A 15,637-nucleotide genomic window follows, 5' to 3' on the forward strand; every position below is an offset into this window, starting at 1 on the left:
AAAAGAAGGAGGGAAATTCAAAATGGCGATTAAAAAGTATAAACCAACCAGTAATGGTCGTCGTGGTATGACTACTTCAGATTTTGCTGAAATCACGACTGACAAACCAGAAAAATCGTTGCTTGCACCGCTACACAAAAAAGGCGGACGTAACAACCAAGGTAGATTGACTGTTCGTCATCAAGGTGGCGGTCACAAACGTCAATACCGTATCATCGACTTTAAGCGTGATAAAGACGGTATACCTGGACGCGTTGCTACAATCGAGTATGATCCAAACCGTTCAGCTAACATCGCTCTTGTAAACTATGCAGATGGTGAGAAACGTTACATTCTTGCTCCGAAAGGAATCCAAGTTGGTACTGAAGTTACTTCTGGACCAGAAGCTGACATCAAACCAGGTAATGCTCTTCCACTTATCAACATCCCAGTTGGTACAGTTGTGCATAACATTGAATTAAAACCAGGTAAAGGTGGACAATTAGTTCGTTCTGCTGGTACTTCTGCTCAAGTTCTTGGTAAAGAAGGTAAATACGTTCTTGTACGTTTGAACTCAGGAGAAGTTCGCATGATTCTTTCTGCTTGCCGTGCGACTATCGGTCAAGTTGGAAACGAGCAACACGAATTAATCAACATCGGTAAAGCTGGACGTTCTCGCTGGAAAGGCGTACGCCCAACAGTTCGTGGTTCTGTAATGAACCCTAACGATCACCCACACGGTGGTGGTGAAGGACGCGCTCCAATCGGACGTAAATCACCAATGTCTCCATGGGGTAAACCGACTCTTGGATTCAAGACTCGTAAGAAAACCAACAAGTCTGATAAATTCATTGTACGTCGTCGTAAAAACAAGTAACGGGGTTGTCTACGGTTCATTTAGGACCGTAGTTCAATCACGAAGGGAGGTTCCACAATGGCTCGCAGCTTAAAAAAAGGACCATTTGTTGATGATCATTTGATGGCTAAAGTCGAGAAATTGAATGAAACTGACAAAAAGCAAGTCGTAAAAACTTGGTCTCGTCGTTCTACAATTTTCCCACAATTCATCGGTCACACAATCGCTGTCTATGATGGACGCAAACATGTACCTGTTTTCATTTCTGAAGATATGGTAGGTCACAAATTGGGCGAATTCGCACCAAGCCGTACTTACAAAGGTCATGCTAGTGACGATAAAAAAACAAGACGCTAATGAGAGGAGGCTTTTAAATGCAAGCTAAAGCTGTCGCAAGAACAGTCCGTATTGCTCCTCGTAAAGCACGTCTAGTAATGGACCTGATCCGAGGTAAGCAAGTAGGAGAAGCAGTTTCTATCTTAAACCTTACACCTAAGGCTGCTTCACCAATTATTGAAAAAGTATTAAAATCTGCTATCGCAAACGCTGAGCACAACTACGAGTTGGACGCTAACAGCCTAGTGATTACTCAAGCATTCGTTGACGAAGGTCCAACACTTAAGAGATTCCGTCCACGTGCTATGGGTCGTGCGAGCGCAATTAACAAACGTACTAGCCACATTACAATCGTTGTATCAGAAAAGAAGGAGGGATAATCCGTGGGTCAAAAGGTAAATCCAGTAGGTCTTCGTATTGGCGTCATTCGTGATTGGGAATCTAAATGGTTCGCAGGAAAAGATTACGCTGACTTCCTACATGAAGACTTGAAAATCCGTGAATTCATCAGCAAGCGTTTGTCTGACGCGTCTGTTTCTAAAGTTGAAATCGAACGTGCTGCAAACCGCGTAAATATCACAATCCACACGGCTAAACCAGGTATGGTAATTGGTAAAGGCGGATCTGAAGTTGAAGCACTTCGTAAAGCTCTTAACAGCCTAACTGGCAAACGTGTACACATCAACATTCTTGAAATCAAGAGAGCAGATCTTGATGCTCAGCTAGTTGCTGAAAACATCGCTCGTCAACTTGAAAACCGTATTTCATTCCGTCGTGCACAAAAACAAACAATCCAACGCACAATGCGTGCTGGAGCACAAGGAATCAAAACAATGGTTTCTGGTCGTCTTGGCGGTGCAGATATTGCTCGTTCTGAATATTACAGTGAAGGTACTGTTCCATTGCACACACTTCGTGCTGACATCGACTATGCTACTGCTGAAGCTGACACTACTTATGGTAAGCTTGGCGTAAAAGTATGGATCTATCGTGGAGAAGTCCTTCCAACTAAGAAGAATACTGCGGAAGGAGGAAAATAATATGTTATTGCCAAAACGCGTGAAGTATCGCAGAGAACATCGTGGAAAAATGCGTGGTCGTGCAAAAGGCGGTACTGAAGTACATTTCGGTGAGTACGGTATCCAGGCTCTTGAAGCTTCTTGGATCACAAACCGTCAAATCGAAGCTGCTCGTATTGCTATGACTCGTTACATGAAACGTGGCGGTAAAGTTTGGATTAAAATTTTCCCTTCTAAGCCATACACAGCTAAACCTCTAGAGGTCCGCATGGGTTCCGGTAAAGGTGCTCCAGAAGGATGGGTAGCTGTAGTGAAACCGGGCAAAGTTTTATTTGAAATTTCTGGTGTGTCTGAAGAAGTTGCTCGTGAAGCTCTTCGTCTTGCATCTCACAAATTGCCAATTAAAACGAAGTTCGTAAAACGTGAAGAAATTGGTGGTGAATCAAATGAAAGCTAATGAAATTCGTGACCTTACCACTGCTGAAATTGAACAAAAAGTAAAGTCTCTTAAAGAAGAACTTTTCAATCTTCGTTTCCAATTAGCGACTGGGCAGCTTGAAAATACTGCTCGCATTCGTGAAGTGCGTAAATCAATCGCACGCATGAAAACTGTGATTCGTCAAAGAGAAATCGCTGCTAATAAATAATAATTAGAGGGGAGGCCCCGCAAACATGAGCGAACGTAACCAACGTAAAGTGTATCAAGGTCGTGTTGTTTCTGACAAAATGGATAAAACCATCACTGTTGTAGTTGAAACATACAAAAAGCATTCACTTTATGGCAAACGTGTAAGATACTCTAAGAAGTTCAAAGCACATGATGAAAACAACCAAGCAAAAATCGGAGACATCGTAAAGGTCATGGAAACTCGTCCTTTATCTGCGACTAAACGCTTTCGTCTAGTTGAAGTTGTCGAAGAAGCCGTTATTATCTAATAAAGTTCGGATTTCTTTTTCCGAAAGGAGGTAACATTAATGATTCAACAGGAGACTCGTTTAAAAGTAGCTGACAACTCTGGCGCACGCGAAGTACTAACGATTAAAGTTCTTGGTGGCTCTGGACGTAAAACGGCTAACATCGGTGATGTCATTGTTTGTACGGTTAAACAAGCAACACCTGGAGGCGTTGTCAAAAAAGGTGAAGTTGTGAAAGCAGTTATCGTTCGTACTAAGAGCGGAGCTCGCAGAAACGATGGATCTTACATCAGTTTCGACGAAAATGCATGTGTCATCATTCGTGACGACAAGAGCCCACGTGGAACTCGTATCTTCGGACCAGTAGCACGTGAACTTCGTGAAAACAACTATATGAAAATTGTTTCTCTAGCACCAGAAGTACTTTAATGAATACAATCCGCGACTCAAGGAGGTGCGATTAAATGCATGTTAAAAAGGGCGATAAAGTAGTGGTTATCTCTGGTAAAGATAAAGGTAAACAAGGTGTCATCCTTGCTGCTTTCCCTAAAAAGGAACGTGTTTTAGTAGAAGGTATTAACCTTGTGAAAAAACACTCTAAACCAACCCAAGCTAACCCTCAAGGCGGAATTTCTGAACAAGAAGCGCCGATCCACGTATCAAACGTAATGCCGCTTGATCCTAAAACGGGTGAAGTGACACGTGTTGGGTATAAAGTTGAGGACGGAAAGAAAGTCCGTGTAGCGAAAAAATCTGGGCAAGTTCTAGATAAATAGTAAATAAGGAAGGGAGGTCTTTCTCATGAACCGCCTTAAAGAAAAGTATGTAAAAGAAATTACACCTGCATTAGTTTCTAAGTTTGAATACAAATCAGTAATGCAAGTGCCAAAAATCGAAAAAATCGTGATCAACATGGGTGTTGGTGACGCTGTTCAAAACGCTAAAGCAATCGATACTGCTGTTGAAGAATTAACGTTTATCGCTGGTCAAAAACCTGTCGTTACTCGTGCGAAGAAGTCTATTGCTGGATTCCGTCTACGTGAAGGAATGCCAATCGGTGCGAAAGTAACACTTCGCGGAGAGCGCATGTATGATTTCCTTGATAAACTTATTTCTGTGTCTTTACCACGTGTACGTGACTTCCGCGGGATTTCTAAGAAATCTTTCGACGGTCGTGGAAACTACACGCTTGGTATTAAAGAACAGTTAATCTTCCCAGAAATTGATTACGATAAAGTAACAAAGGTCCGCGGTATGGATATCGTTATCGTTACTACTGCCAATACGGACGAAGAAGCACGTGAGTTATTAACTCAAGTAGGTATGCCGTTCCAGAAATAATCAATGAAAGGGAGGCGAAATCGTGGCTAAAAAGTCTATGATTGCGAAACAACAACGCAAACAAAAGTTTAAAGTTCAAGAGTATACGCGCTGCGAACGATGTGGTCGTCCACATTCAGTTATTCGTAAGTTTAAACTTTGCCGTATTTGTTTCCGCGAACTTGCATATAAAGGACAAATTCCTGGCGTTAAAAAAGCCAGCTGGTAATCCCCATAAATGGGAAGGAGGTTATTAAATAATGGTTATGACAGATCCGATTGCAGATTTGCTGACTCGTATTCGCAATGCGAACATGGTACGTCATGAGAAGCTAGAAGTACCGGCTTCAAAAATCAAAAGAGAAATTGCTGAAATCTTAAAGCGTGAAGGTTTTATCCGTGACGTTGAGTACGTCGAAGACAGCAAACAAGGAATTATCCGTTTGTTCCTTAAATACGGCCAAAACAACGAACGTGTTATCACTGGTCTTAAAAGAATCAGTAAACCTGGTTTACGCGTATATGCGAAATCAAATGAAGTACCACGTGTACTTAACGGACTTGGAATCGCAATTATTTCTACATCACAAGGTGTTTTATCGGACAAAGAAGCCCGTGCTAAACAAGCTGGTGGAGAAGTACTTGCTTACGTATGGTAAAAAAAGTTTAAGATGAATGGAGGTGCTTGGTATGTCTCGTATAGGTAAAAAACTAATCGAGATCCCTTCAGGAGTTACTGTGACAAACAACGATAACACAGTGACAGTAAAGGGACCAAAAGGTGAACTAACTCGTGCATTTCACCCTGATATGGAAATTAAAATTGAGGACAACGTCTTAACTGTAAGCCGTCCGTCTGAAAATAAAGAACACCGTGCATTACATGGTACAACACGCAGCTTGATTGCAAACATGGTTGAAGGTGTATCTAAAGGTTTCGAAAGAGGTTTAGAACTTATCGGTGTCGGTTACCGTGCAGCTAAATCTGGAAACAAACTTGTTCTTAACGTTGGATACTCTCATCCAGTTGAAATCGTTCCTGAGGCTGGAGTTGAAATCGAAGTTCCATCTCAAACGAAAGTAATCATTAAAGGTATCGATAAAGAGCGTGTAGGAGCTCTAGCTTCTAACATCCGCGCTGTCCGTGCTCCAGAGCCTTACAAAGGTAAAGGAATTCGTTACGAAGGTGAATTCGTTCGCCGTAAAGAAGGAAAAACTGGTAAGTAAGATCGCTTAATGTGAAGAAAGGAGTGACTCGGATGATTACGAAAACTAGCAAAAACGCTACTCGTCTTAAAAGACATGCTCGTGTTCGTGCGAAACTTTCAGGTACTGCTGAAAGACCTCGCCTTAACGTTTTCCGTTCTAACAAGAATATCTACGCTCAAGTAATTGATGATGTTAACGGTGTAACACTTGTAAGTGCTTCTACTCTTGATAAAGAGTTAAAGATCGAGAATAGTTCTGACACTGCAGCTGCTACGAAAGTTGGCGAACTTGTTGCAAAACGTGCTGTTGAAAAAGGAATCTCTAACGTGGTATTTGACCGCGGAGGATACCTATATCATGGACGTGTAAAAGCTCTAGCTGAAGCTGCTCGTGAGGCTGGACTTAAATTTTAATAAAAGAAGGAGGGACACATCCGAATGAGTCGTATTGACCCAAGCAAATTAGAGTTAGAAGAACGCTTAGTTACGGTTAACCGCGTAGCGAAAGTTGTTAAAGGTGGACGTCGTTTCCGTTTTGCAGCTTTAGTTGTTGTCGGTGACAAAAACGGTCATGTAGGTTTCGGTACTGGTAAAGCACAAGAAGTACCAGAAGCGATCCGCAAAGCTGTTGAAGATGCGAAAAAGAATTTAATTGAAGTACCAATGGTTGGAACTACAATTCCACATGAAATCATCGGTCGATTCGGTGCAGGAAACGTTCTATTGAAGCCTGCTTCAGAAGGTACAGGAGTTATCGCTGGAGGCCCAGTTCGTGCGGTACTTGAGCTTGCTGGTCTAGCTGATATCCTTTCTAAATCTCTAGGTTCTAATACACCGATCAACATGATCCGCGCAACACTTCAAGGTTTAAGTGAGCTTAAACGTGCTGAAGATGTAGCGAAGCTTCGTGGAAAATCTGTAGAAGACCTGTTAGGATAAGGAGGGAACAATAATGGCAAATAAATTAGAAATTACCCTCAAACGCAGTGTAATCGGTCGCCCTGAAGATCAGCGTGTCACTGTTCGTACTCTTGGTCTTAAGAAAACAAACCAAACAGTCGTACATGAAGACAATGCAGCGATCCGCGGCATGATTAACAAGGTGTCTCATTTAGTTTCTGTTAAAGAACAATAAAACATTTTTAATCGATAAGGAGGTGCCCAAATGAAACTTCATGAATTGAAGCCTTCAGAAGGTTCACGTAAAGTACGCAACCGTGTTGGTCGTGGTATTGGATCAGGTAACGGTAAAACTTCTGGTAAAGGTCATAAAGGTCAAAACGCTCGTTCTGGCGGCGGTGTACGCCCTGGTTTCGAAGGTGGTCAGATGCCTTTATTCCAACGCCTTCCAAAACGTGGTTTTACAAACATTAACCGTAAAGATTACGCGGTAATCAACTTAGACAGATTAAACAGTTTTGACGAAGGAACGGAAGTAACTCCTGAACTTCTTCTAGAGACTGGTGCAATAAGCAAGTTAAAAGCAGGAGTAAAAATTCTTGGCAACGGTAAATTAGAAAAAAAATTAACTGTAAAAGCCAATAAATTCTCTGCTTCTGCGAAAGAAGCGATTGAAGCTGCTGGCGGTACAGCCGAGGTGATCTAACTTGTTTAAGACAATCTCCAATTTTATGCGCGTGAAAGATATACGGAATAAGATTATATTCACACTTTTAATGTTAGTCGTCTTTCGTATAGGTGCTTTCATCCCTGTGCCTAATGTGAACGCCGAAGTTCTCCAGGCACAGGATCAAATGAGTGTTTTCGGAATCCTCAACACGTTTGGGGGCGGGGCACTTTTCCAATTCTCCATTCTTGCAATGGGGATTATGCCGTATATCACTGCTTCGATCATCATTCAGCTCTTGCAGATGGATGTTGTTCCGAAGTTTACTGAGTGGTCAAAGCAAGGAGAGGTTGGCCGCCGAAAATTAGCACAATTCACAAGGTATTTTACAATTGTTCTAGGATTTATCCAGGCGCTAGGAATGTCATATGGATTTAACAATATGGCAGGAGGCATGCTGATTGAAAACCCTGGTGTTTCAACGTATCTCTTAATTGCGGTCGTACTCACTGCGGGAACAGCATTTTTAATGTGGCTGGGTGAGCAGATTACTGCTCACGGTGTTGGTAACGGTATTTCGATTATTATCTTTGCCGGTATCATCGCTGGTATCCCTCAAACATTAAAACAAGTGTACGCTCAACAATTTGTAGGTGGAGATGGACAGCTGTTCATGCAAATCCTTAAAATTGCCCTTATTGTCATTGCCATTCTTGTCATTGTTATCGGTGTTATTTACATTCAAATGGCAGTGAGAAAGATTGCAATTCAATATTCAAAGGGAACTGGCCGTGCACAAATGTCTGCTAGTCAAGCAACGCACCTTCCATTAAAAGTGAATCCAGCAGGGGTGATTCCAGTCATCTTTGCCGTTTCTTTCATTATTACTCCGCAGACGATCGCATCGTTCTTCGGAACCAATAATGTGACAACTTGGATAACCAACAACTTTGACTATACTAAGCCAATCGGTATGACGATTTATGTAGCACTGATTGTTGCTTTCACATATTTTTATGCCTTTGTCCAAGTCAATCCTGAACAAATGGCTGAAAATCTGCAAAAGCAGGGTGGCTATATCCCGGGAGTTCGTCCAGGGAAAATGACTCAAGATAGAATTACGAGCATTTTGTACCGACTCACGTTTGTGGGCGCCATTTTCTTAGCCGTGATTTCAATACTTCCTATCTTTTTCATTCAATTCGCTGGATTACCTTCCGCTGCACAAATTGGCGGCACAAGTCTTCTCATTGTTGTAGGTGTTGCACTTGAAACAATGAAACAGCTTGAAAGCCAATTAGTGAAACGAAATTACCGTGGATTTATGAAATAAAACAGAGGGCTGGGCAGCTGCCCAACCTCTCTAAGTAAGGAAGGGGAAATCCGAAATGAACTTAGTCTTAATGGGGCTTCCGGGTGCTGGTAAAGGCACTCAGGCAGAACGAATTGTTGATGATTATGGGATCCCTCATATCTCAACAGGAGATATGTTCCGCGCTGCTATGAAAGAGGAGACACAACTTGGGCTCGAAGCAAAATCCTTTATCGATAAAGGAGAGCTTGTTCCTGATGAGGTCACAATCGGTATTGTTAGAGAAAGACTTGGCAAAAATGATTGTGAACAAGGTTTTCTTCTGGACGGATTTCCGCGAACAGTCGCTCAGGCTGAAGCTTTAGAAGAAATTCTAAAGGACCTTGGCAGAACGATTGATTATGTCATTAATATTAAAGTCGATAAAGATGCTTTGATGGAGCGTCTGACTGGCCGAAGAATTTGCAAAAATTGCGGAGCAACATATCATTTAGTATTCAATCCACCTGCGAAAGAAAATGTTTGCGACAAGTGTGGAGGCGAGCTTTATCAACGTGCAGATGATAATGCAGAAACCGTTTCGACTAGACTTGAAGTAAACTTAAAGCAGACTGAACCTTTACTGAACTTCTATTCAGAAAAAGGATATCTTGTAAACATTGATGGTGCGAAGCACATTAACGATGTATATGCAGATATCAAGGACCTGCTTGGAGGATTAAATAAATGATTATCTGTAAAACTCCTCGCGAGCTTGAGATTATGAGAGAAGCTGGACGTATTGTCGCACTGACTCATGAAGAGCTGAAGAAACATATAAAACCAGGTATTTCGACAAAAGAATTGGATCAAATTGCCGAACGTTTTATTACAAAGCAGGGTGCAATCCCATCTTTTAAAGGGTATAATGGTTTTCGCGGGAGCATTTGCGTTTCGGTGAATGAAGAACTCGTTCACGGTATTCCTGGTAAACGGGTTTTACGTGATGGTGACATCATTAGTATCGATATTGGCGCAAAGTTAAATGGCTATCATGGTGACTCTGCTTGGACTTATCCAGTTGGGGTAATCAGTGATGAAGACCGCAAACTACTGGAAGTCACAGAGGAATCTCTATATAAAGGCTTACAGGAAGCAAAGCCAGGCGAACGTCTGTCGAACATTTCCCATGCCATACAAACGTATGTTGAAAATGAAAATTTTTCAGTTGTTAGAGAATATGTTGGACATGGGGTCGGACAGGATCTTCATGAGGACCCTCAAATTCCTCATTATGGTCCGCCCAACAAAGGCCCGCGGCTAAAACCTGGGATGGTGTTGGCCATCGAACCGATGGTGAACGCAGGCAGCCGATATGTGAAAACATTGGCTGATAACTGGACGGTTGTAACGGTTGATGGGAAAAAGTGTGCTCACTTTGAGCATACGATTGCGATTACAGATACAGGTTTTGATATACTGACTAAGATTTAGGTCTTCACTGAAGCCTTTCAGGCCCAAATCGGGCAGGTTGTCTGTATAGTCCAAAGAAAGAACAAGATCAGTATACAGGTGTCATCGGCATGTTCGTTGGCTGCCATGTACTAATCGCAGACGGAGAAAAGCGTAAATTTCATTCTCCTAAGAAAAAATATCAATCATATAACCTTTTATGATTGCGTATCTCCGGAAGTTCAGAACAGTATATTCAAAACAGGTCGGGTGATAGATGGACAATTGAGAGATTCTCATTTGGACATTTGTCAGAGAGCAAGTTACTGATTTGAAGAAGGGAGAACACTTGAATGGCGAAAGACGATGTAATTGAAGTGGAAGGTACTGTAGCAGAAACTTTGCCAAACGCAATGTTCAAAGTTGAACTAGAGAATGGTCATACAGTTTTGGCTCATGTATCAGGAAAAATCCGTATGCACTTCATTCGCATTTTACCTGGAGACAAAGTTACGGTAGAATTATCTCCATATGACTTAACTCGTGGTAGAATTACGTACCGTTACAAATAAAGCAACTCCGGAAGAAGGAGGTTGGAAACACATGAAAGTGAGACCATCTGTTAAACCTATCTGTGAAAAATGTAAAGTGATTCGCAGAAAAGGAAAAGTAATGGTGATCTGTGAAAACCCAAAACATAAACAAAAACAAGGCTAATAACAAGGAGGTGCCCAAATCATGGCTCGTATTGCTGGTGTAGATATTCCACGTGATAAGCGTGTTGTCATTTCTTTAACATATGTTTTTGGAATTGGTCGTACGACTGCGCAACAAGTCCTTAAAGAAGCAGGTGTTTCTGAAGACACTCGCGTTCGCGATCTAACTGAAGACGAACTTGGTAAAATCCGTGATATCATTGACAAACTTAAAGTAGAAGGTGACCTTCGTCGTGAAGTTTCACTTAACATTAAGCGTCTAATTGAAATCGGAAGCTACCGCGGAATCCGTCATCGTAGAGGACTTCCTGTTCGTGGACAAAACACAAAAAACAACGCGCGTACTCGTAAAGGTCCGCGTCGTACTGTAGCTAACAAGAAAAAATAAGTAAAGGAGGTAGTTAAAGAATGGCTGCTGCTCGTAAACAAAATACGCGTAAACGTCGCGTGAAAAAGAATATTGAAGCTGGAATCGCTCATATCCGTTCCACTTTCAACAACACGATTGTAACGATTACTGATGTTCATGGAAACGCAATTTCTTGGTCAAGTGCTGGTGCATTAGGATTCAGAGGTTCTCGTAAATCTACTCCTTTCGCTGCACAAATGGCTGCTGAAACTGCTGCTAAAGGTTCTATCGAACACGGTCTTAAAACACTTGAAGTAACTGTTAAAGGTCCTGGTTCTGGTCGTGAAGCTGCAATTCGTGCACTTCAAGCTGCAGGTCTTGAAGTTACTGCAATTAGAGACGTAACTCCAGTTCCTCATAACGGATGCCGTCCACCAAAACGTCGCCGCGTGTAATTTGTTTGTATAGATTTTGTGTCCCTGTCAATAATGGGTTATGATACAGTTATTTATGAGACGAATACACGACTCGTTGCCTGAGCACATACGGGACTAAACAATGAGGAATTTCGGATGGAATCTCATATGATTCTATTCGAGGTTTCGACGTTTTGAAGGAGGGTTTTATTAGATGATCGAAATTGAAAAACCAAAAATCGAAACGGTTGAAATCAGCGACGATGCCAAGTATGGCAAATTTGTCGTAGAGCCACTTGAGCGTGGATATGGTACCACTTTAGGGAACTCCCTTCGTCGTATCCTTTTATCCTCACTTCCTGGTGCAGCTGTAACATCGATCCAGATAGATGGTGTCTTACACGAATTCTCAACGATCGAAGGCGTGGTTGAAGATGTTACAACGATTATCTTAAACATTAAAAAGCTTGCACTCAAAATCTACTCTGAAGAAGAGAAGACGCTTGAAATTGATGTACAAGATGAAGGTACTGTAACAGCTGCTGATATTACACACGACAGCGATATTGAAATCTTAAATCCAGATCTTCACATCGCAACTCTTGGCAAGAATGCGAGCTTCCGTGTTCGCTTAACTGCACAAAGAGGTCGCGGGTATAATCCTGCTGATGCAAACAAAAGAGACGATCAGCCAATCGGTGTGATTCCGATCGACTCAATCTATACACCTGTATCTCGTGTGACTTATCAAGTGGAGAACACCCGTGTTGGGCAAATCACAAACTATGATAAATTAACACTAGATGTATGGACTGATGGAAGCACAGGACCGAAAGAAGCGATCGCTCTAGGTTCTAAGATTTTAACTGAACACTTGAATATTTTCGTTGGGTTAACTGACGAAGCTCAGCATGCTGAAATCATGGTTGAGAAAGAAGAAGACCAAAAAGAAAAAGTGCTTGAAATGACAATTGAAGAGCTTGATCTTTCTGTTCGTTCTTACAACTGTTTGAAGCGTGCGGGTATTAACACTGTTCAAGAGCTTGCTAACAAGACAGAAGAGGATATGATGAAAGTTCGTAACCTTGGACGTAAATCTCTTGAAGAAGTGAAAGCGAAACTAGAAGAACTTGGACTGGGTCTTCGTAAAGACGATTGACTAGTTTCATTGTGAACTAGGATTTTCGTGTGTTTTTTATTCATACAGCATCTCTAATTAAGGAGGGGACATCACATGGCATACAGAAAGCTAGGACGCACTAGTGCACAACGTAAAGCAATGCTTCGTGACCTAACGACTGATTTGATCATCAACGAACGCATCGAAACAACTGAAACACGTGCGAAAGAACTTCGCTCTGTAGTTGAAAAAATGATCACTCTTGGCAAACGCGGAGATCTTCATGCTCGCCGTCAAGCTGCAGCTTACATTCGTAATGAAGTAGCTAACGCTGAAACAAACCAAGATGCACTTCAAAAATTATTCGCTGACGTTGCAACTCGCTACGAAGATCGCCAAGGTGGATACACTCGTATCATGAAGCTTGGACCTCGTCGCGGCGATGGCGCACCAATGGCTGTCATTGAATTAGTTTAATCACATATCGTGTATCTAAGAAAGGGCGGGACAGTTCATAACTGGATCTATGCCCTTTTTTAGGTACTACGGCTTTTTTAGGAATAAGCAAAGAAGAGGTTGAGCTGAGAGGAGGTCCGGTAGAGATGGGGAAGACATTAATTGACGTAAAGGACATTGTATTTCGTTATCACAAGGATGCGGACAAGCCCGCTTTAGATCAAGTGTCACTGCATGTGAATCAAAATGAATGGCTCGCCATTGTTGGTCATAACGGTTCAGGTAAATCCACACTTGCCCGTGTGCTGAATGGGCTCATTTTACCGGATGCTGGTACGGTCAAGGTTGGAGAGATTGAGCTCAAAGAAGAAAGTGTTTGGGATATTCGCAAAAAGGTCGGAATGGTCTTTCAAAACCCAGATAACCAATTTGTGGGCTCAACAGTTCGTGATGATGTGGCTTTTGGTTTAGAAAATAACGGGGTTGAGCGGGAATTGATGATAGAACGTGTAGATTGGGCTGTCAAACAGGTCAATATGCAGGAGTTTCTTGATCAAGAGCCGCACCATCTATCAGGCGGGCAGAAGCAGAGAGTCGCCATTGCAGGTGTGCTTGCCGCAAGCCCTGACATCATGATCTTGGATGAAGCAACATCAATGCTTGATCCGATTGGCCGTGAAGAAGTGTTAGAGACTGTTAGACTATTGAAGGAACAAGGAACAGTCACAGTCATTTCCATCACACATGATTTAGACGAGGCTGCCAAAGCAGACCGCGTCATTGTGATGAATGGCGGGAAGAAATTTGCTGAGGGAACGCCAGAGGAAGTATTTGAACTAGATGAACAGCTGGTTCAGATTGGACTTGATCTGCCATTCTCCTATCGATTGAGCAAGCAATTGAAGCAGCAAGGTGTGCCGCTTGCAAATGCCCATTTGACACAAGAAGGATTGGTGAAAGAGCTATGGACATTACGATCAAAGAATTAGAGCATCGTTATCAAATGAAAACGCCGTTTGAGCGTCTCGCTTTGTATGATGTCAATGCTTCCATCAAAGAGGGCAGCTATGTCGCTGTCATTGGTCATACGGGCTCTGGTAAGTCTACATTGCTGCAGCATTTAAACGGATTGCTCAAACCAACGAAGGGGAGCATTGCGCTTGGAAAGACAGTTTTACAAGCCAATAAAAAGCAGAAGGATATGAAACCCCTCCGGAAAAAGGTAGGCATCGTGTTTCAGTTTCCTGAGCATCAGCTCTTTGAGGAAACCATCCTCAAGGATATCTGCTTTGGCCCGATGAACTTCGGCGTTCCTCAAGAGAAGGCAGAAGCGAAGGCGAAGGAGATGCTGAAACTGGTTGGTCTTCCTGAGTCCCTATTATCTCGATCTCCCTTTGAACTAAGCGGCGGTCAAATGAGACGTGTGGCGATTGCAGGCGTTTTAGCGATGGAGCCAGAGGTGCTTGTGCTTGATGAGCCGACTGCTGGGCTGGATCCACGCGGGCGGAAGGAAATCATGGACATGTTCTATGACCTTCATCAAAAGGCAAACCTCACCACGATTCTGGTCACACACAGTATGGAAGATGCCGCTCATTATGCGGATCAAATGATTGTGATGCATAAAGGGACAGTGAAGGCGACAGGTACGCCGAGAGAGTTGTTTGCCAATCGTACAGACATGTCTTCGTTTGGTCTCGACCTCCCAGAAACGATTAAATTCCAGCAGACTGTAGAAGAAAAGCTTGGTATTACGTTTCCAAGGCCGCTTCTGACCATGGATGAAATGGCAGAAGCCTTAACAGCTCTTTATCAGGAGGACACGACATCATGATGGATAGTATGATTATCGGCAAATATGTGCCAGGTTCATCCTTTGTCCATCGTCTTGATCCAAGGACAAAGCTGTTATCAATTTTCTTTTTTGTCTTTATTGTTTTTTTTGCTAATAATTACATCACTTACGGGCTTTTAGGTGTCTTTACCATCCTTGTGGTGATGGTTTCTCAGGTGCCACTATACTTTATTCTCAAGGGAATGAAGCCGATCCTATGGATTGTCCTGTTTACCTTTATTCTGCATATTTTCATGACAAAGGATGGCGCCTTGCTATTCCACTTTGGTTTTCTGAATATTTATGAAGAAGGTTTAAAGCAAGGAATATTCATTTCACTCCGTTTTGTCTATCTCATTATGATGACGACACTTCTTACGTTAACCACAACGCCTATAGAAGTGACAGACGGGATGGAGAAGCTTCTGCACCCATTCCGTAAAATCAAACTGCCTGTTCATGAGCTTGCTCTCATGATGTCCATCTCTCTTCGGTTTATTCCGACGTTATTAGAAGAGACGGATAAAATCATGAAGGCACAAATGGCACGAGGTGTTGATTTTACAAGCGGGCCTTTAAAGGATCGCATGAAAGCCATCGTTCCTTTGCTTGTTCCGCTTTTCGTCAGTGCGTTTAAGCGTGCAGAAGAACTGGCGACCGCGATGGAAGCGAGAGGCTACCGCGGGGGAGAAGGACGGACGAAGTACCGTCAGCTTGTCTGGGGCATGAAGGACACGTTCACGCTGCTTTTATTCATCTTGTTAACAGCACTCCTTGTGCTGCTTAGAAATTAGGTGATTCCT

The 15,637-nt window shown here is 42.5% G+C and carries 29 protein-coding genes and 1 pseudogene; all 30 read left to right on the forward strand.

The window, feature by feature from the left end:
* Window positions 1-22 precede the first annotated feature (22 nt).
* The 30 genes and pseudogenes from rplB (at window position 23) to MHB69_RS00895 (ending at window position 15,628) form a co-directional block, all read left to right on the forward strand.
* Window positions 23-856 (forward strand): 50S ribosomal protein L2, encoded by an 834-nt coding sequence (rplB, locus tag MHB69_RS00750; protein WP_024425599.1) that lies wholly within the window; start codon window positions 23-25, stop codon window positions 854-856.
* A 57-nt stretch (window positions 857-913) separates the two neighbouring features.
* On the forward strand, window positions 914-1,192 hold the full coding sequence (rpsS, locus tag MHB69_RS00755) for a 30S ribosomal protein S19 (protein ID WP_003216920.1): 279 nt from the start codon (window positions 914-916) through the stop codon (window positions 1,190-1,192).
* A 17-nt stretch (window positions 1,193-1,209) separates the two neighbouring features.
* On the forward strand, window positions 1,210-1,551 hold the full coding sequence (rplV, locus tag MHB69_RS00760) for a 50S ribosomal protein L22 (RefSeq protein WP_007496316.1): 342 nt from the start codon (window positions 1,210-1,212) through the stop codon (window positions 1,549-1,551).
* Window positions 1,552-1,554: 3 nt separating this feature from the next.
* Complete coding sequence (rpsC, locus tag MHB69_RS00765; protein ID WP_003217241.1) at window positions 1,555-2,211, forward strand: 30S ribosomal protein S3; 657 nt, start codon at window positions 1,555-1,557, stop codon at window positions 2,209-2,211.
* A 1-nt stretch (window position 2,212) separates the two neighbouring features.
* Window positions 2,213-2,647 (forward strand): 50S ribosomal protein L16, encoded by a 435-nt coding sequence (gene rplP, locus MHB69_RS00770; protein ID WP_003156478.1) that lies wholly within the window; start codon window positions 2,213-2,215, stop codon window positions 2,645-2,647.
* Window positions 2,637-2,837 carry a 50S ribosomal protein L29 gene (rpmC, locus tag MHB69_RS00775; protein WP_003217155.1) on the forward strand — a complete coding sequence of 67 codons (201 nt, stop codon included), beginning with the start codon at window positions 2,637-2,639 and terminating at the stop codon, window positions 2,835-2,837. Before rplP ends, rpmC begins: the two co-directional genes overlap by 11 nt.
* 25 nt (window positions 2,838-2,862) lie before the next feature.
* Complete coding sequence (gene rpsQ, locus MHB69_RS00780; protein ID WP_003216906.1) at window positions 2,863-3,126, forward strand: 30S ribosomal protein S17; 264 nt, start codon at window positions 2,863-2,865, stop codon at window positions 3,124-3,126.
* A gap of 39 nt (window positions 3,127-3,165) precedes the next feature.
* Window positions 3,166-3,534, forward strand: coding sequence for a 50S ribosomal protein L14 (gene rplN, locus MHB69_RS00785; RefSeq protein WP_003216882.1), 369 nt, complete (start codon window positions 3,166-3,168; stop codon window positions 3,532-3,534).
* 35 nt (window positions 3,535-3,569) lie between these two features.
* On the forward strand, window positions 3,570-3,881 hold the full coding sequence (gene rplX / locus MHB69_RS00790) for a 50S ribosomal protein L24 (protein WP_008356538.1): 312 nt from the start codon (window positions 3,570-3,572) through the stop codon (window positions 3,879-3,881).
* Between the two features lie 25 nt (window positions 3,882-3,906).
* Window positions 3,907-4,446 carry a 50S ribosomal protein L5 gene (gene rplE / locus MHB69_RS00795; protein ID WP_003217159.1) on the forward strand — a complete coding sequence of 180 codons (540 nt, stop codon included), beginning with the start codon at window positions 3,907-3,909 and terminating at the stop codon, window positions 4,444-4,446.
* Window positions 4,447-4,468: 22 nt separating this feature from the next.
* Window positions 4,469-4,654, forward strand: coding sequence for a 30S ribosomal protein S14 (rpsN, locus tag MHB69_RS00800; protein ID WP_008356542.1), 186 nt, complete (start codon window positions 4,469-4,471; stop codon window positions 4,652-4,654).
* Window positions 4,655-4,685: 31 nt separating this feature from the next.
* Window positions 4,686-5,084, forward strand: coding sequence for a 30S ribosomal protein S8 (gene rpsH / locus MHB69_RS00805; protein WP_007496327.1), 399 nt, complete (start codon window positions 4,686-4,688; stop codon window positions 5,082-5,084).
* A gap of 31 nt (window positions 5,085-5,115) precedes the next feature.
* A complete protein-coding gene (rplF, locus tag MHB69_RS00810; RefSeq protein WP_024425602.1) occupies window positions 5,116-5,652 on the forward strand; it encodes a 50S ribosomal protein L6 in 537 nt (178 codons plus the stop codon).
* Between the two features lie 32 nt (window positions 5,653-5,684).
* The gene (gene rplR, locus MHB69_RS00815; protein ID WP_008356544.1) at window positions 5,685-6,047 is read left to right on the forward strand and encodes a 50S ribosomal protein L18; all 363 of its coding nucleotides are present in this window, start codon (window positions 5,685-5,687) and stop codon (window positions 6,045-6,047) included.
* 24 nt (window positions 6,048-6,071) lie between these two features.
* Window positions 6,072-6,572 (forward strand): 30S ribosomal protein S5, encoded by a 501-nt coding sequence (gene rpsE / locus MHB69_RS00820; protein WP_007496332.1) that lies wholly within the window; start codon window positions 6,072-6,074, stop codon window positions 6,570-6,572.
* 13 nt (window positions 6,573-6,585) lie between these two features.
* Complete coding sequence (gene rpmD, locus MHB69_RS00825) at window positions 6,586-6,768, forward strand: 50S ribosomal protein L30 (RefSeq protein WP_003217067.1); 183 nt, start codon at window positions 6,586-6,588, stop codon at window positions 6,766-6,768.
* Window positions 6,769-6,798: 30 nt separating this feature from the next.
* Window positions 6,799-7,239, forward strand: coding sequence for a 50S ribosomal protein L15 (rplO, locus tag MHB69_RS00830; protein WP_003216888.1), 441 nt, complete (start codon window positions 6,799-6,801; stop codon window positions 7,237-7,239).
* A gap of 1 nt (window position 7,240) precedes the next feature.
* Window positions 7,241-8,533: a preprotein translocase subunit SecY gene (gene secY, locus MHB69_RS00835; RefSeq protein WP_007496334.1), complete on the forward strand. Its 1,293-nt coding sequence runs from the start codon at window positions 7,241-7,243 to the stop codon at window positions 8,531-8,533.
* A gap of 55 nt (window positions 8,534-8,588) precedes the next feature.
* Window positions 8,589-9,242 carry an adenylate kinase gene (locus MHB69_RS00840; protein WP_034283883.1) on the forward strand — a complete coding sequence of 218 codons (654 nt, stop codon included), beginning with the start codon at window positions 8,589-8,591 and terminating at the stop codon, window positions 9,240-9,242.
* Complete coding sequence (gene map / locus MHB69_RS00845; RefSeq protein ID WP_003217210.1) at window positions 9,239-9,985, forward strand: type I methionyl aminopeptidase; 747 nt, start codon at window positions 9,239-9,241, stop codon at window positions 9,983-9,985. The genes MHB69_RS00840 and map overlap by 4 nt, the downstream gene beginning before the upstream one ends.
* 45 nt (window positions 9,986-10,030) lie before the next feature.
* Window positions 10,031-10,319, forward strand: a pseudogene (locus MHB69_RS00850) (RNA-binding protein).
* Entirely contained in the window at window positions 10,297-10,515 is a 219-nt protein-coding gene (infA, locus tag MHB69_RS00855; protein ID WP_003217190.1) for a translation initiation factor IF-1, read from the forward strand. Before MHB69_RS00850 ends, infA begins: the two are co-directional and overlap by 23 nt.
* 31 nt (window positions 10,516-10,546) lie before the next feature.
* Window positions 10,547-10,660: a 50S ribosomal protein L36 gene (gene rpmJ / locus MHB69_RS00860; protein ID WP_003156543.1), complete on the forward strand. Its 114-nt coding sequence runs from the start codon at window positions 10,547-10,549 to the stop codon at window positions 10,658-10,660.
* 21 nt (window positions 10,661-10,681) lie between these two features.
* The gene (gene rpsM / locus MHB69_RS00865) at window positions 10,682-11,047 is read left to right on the forward strand and encodes a 30S ribosomal protein S13 (protein WP_003217023.1); all 366 of its coding nucleotides are present in this window, start codon (window positions 10,682-10,684) and stop codon (window positions 11,045-11,047) included.
* 20 nt (window positions 11,048-11,067) lie between these two features.
* Complete coding sequence (rpsK, locus tag MHB69_RS00870; RefSeq protein ID WP_003217231.1) at window positions 11,068-11,463, forward strand: 30S ribosomal protein S11; 396 nt, start codon at window positions 11,068-11,070, stop codon at window positions 11,461-11,463.
* A gap of 175 nt (window positions 11,464-11,638) precedes the next feature.
* On the forward strand, window positions 11,639-12,583 hold the full coding sequence (locus tag MHB69_RS00875; protein WP_003217009.1) for a DNA-directed RNA polymerase subunit alpha: 945 nt from the start codon (window positions 11,639-11,641) through the stop codon (window positions 12,581-12,583).
* Between the two features lie 75 nt (window positions 12,584-12,658).
* Complete coding sequence (rplQ, locus tag MHB69_RS00880; protein ID WP_003216944.1) at window positions 12,659-13,021, forward strand: 50S ribosomal protein L17; 363 nt, start codon at window positions 12,659-12,661, stop codon at window positions 13,019-13,021.
* Window positions 13,022-13,146: 125 nt separating this feature from the next.
* A complete protein-coding gene (locus MHB69_RS00885) occupies window positions 13,147-13,989 on the forward strand; it encodes an energy-coupling factor ABC transporter ATP-binding protein (RefSeq protein ID WP_008356549.1) in 843 nt (280 codons plus the stop codon).
* Window positions 13,965-14,834, forward strand: a complete 870-nt coding sequence (locus MHB69_RS00890; RefSeq protein ID WP_046314386.1) for an energy-coupling factor ABC transporter ATP-binding protein — start codon at window positions 13,965-13,967, stop codon at window positions 14,832-14,834. The genes MHB69_RS00885 and MHB69_RS00890 overlap by 25 nt, the downstream gene beginning before the upstream one ends.
* Window positions 14,831-15,628, forward strand: a complete 798-nt coding sequence (locus tag MHB69_RS00895; RefSeq protein WP_034283880.1) for an energy-coupling factor transporter transmembrane protein EcfT — start codon at window positions 14,831-14,833, stop codon at window positions 15,626-15,628. The genes MHB69_RS00890 and MHB69_RS00895 overlap by 4 nt, the downstream gene beginning before the upstream one ends.
* Window positions 15,629-15,637 lie beyond the last annotated feature (9 nt).

The sequence above is a fragment of the Bacillus sp. FSL K6-0994 genome, from assembly GCF_038630815.1.
Taxonomy (GTDB): Bacteria; Bacillota; Bacilli; order Bacillales; family Bacillaceae; genus Bacillus; species Bacillus safensis.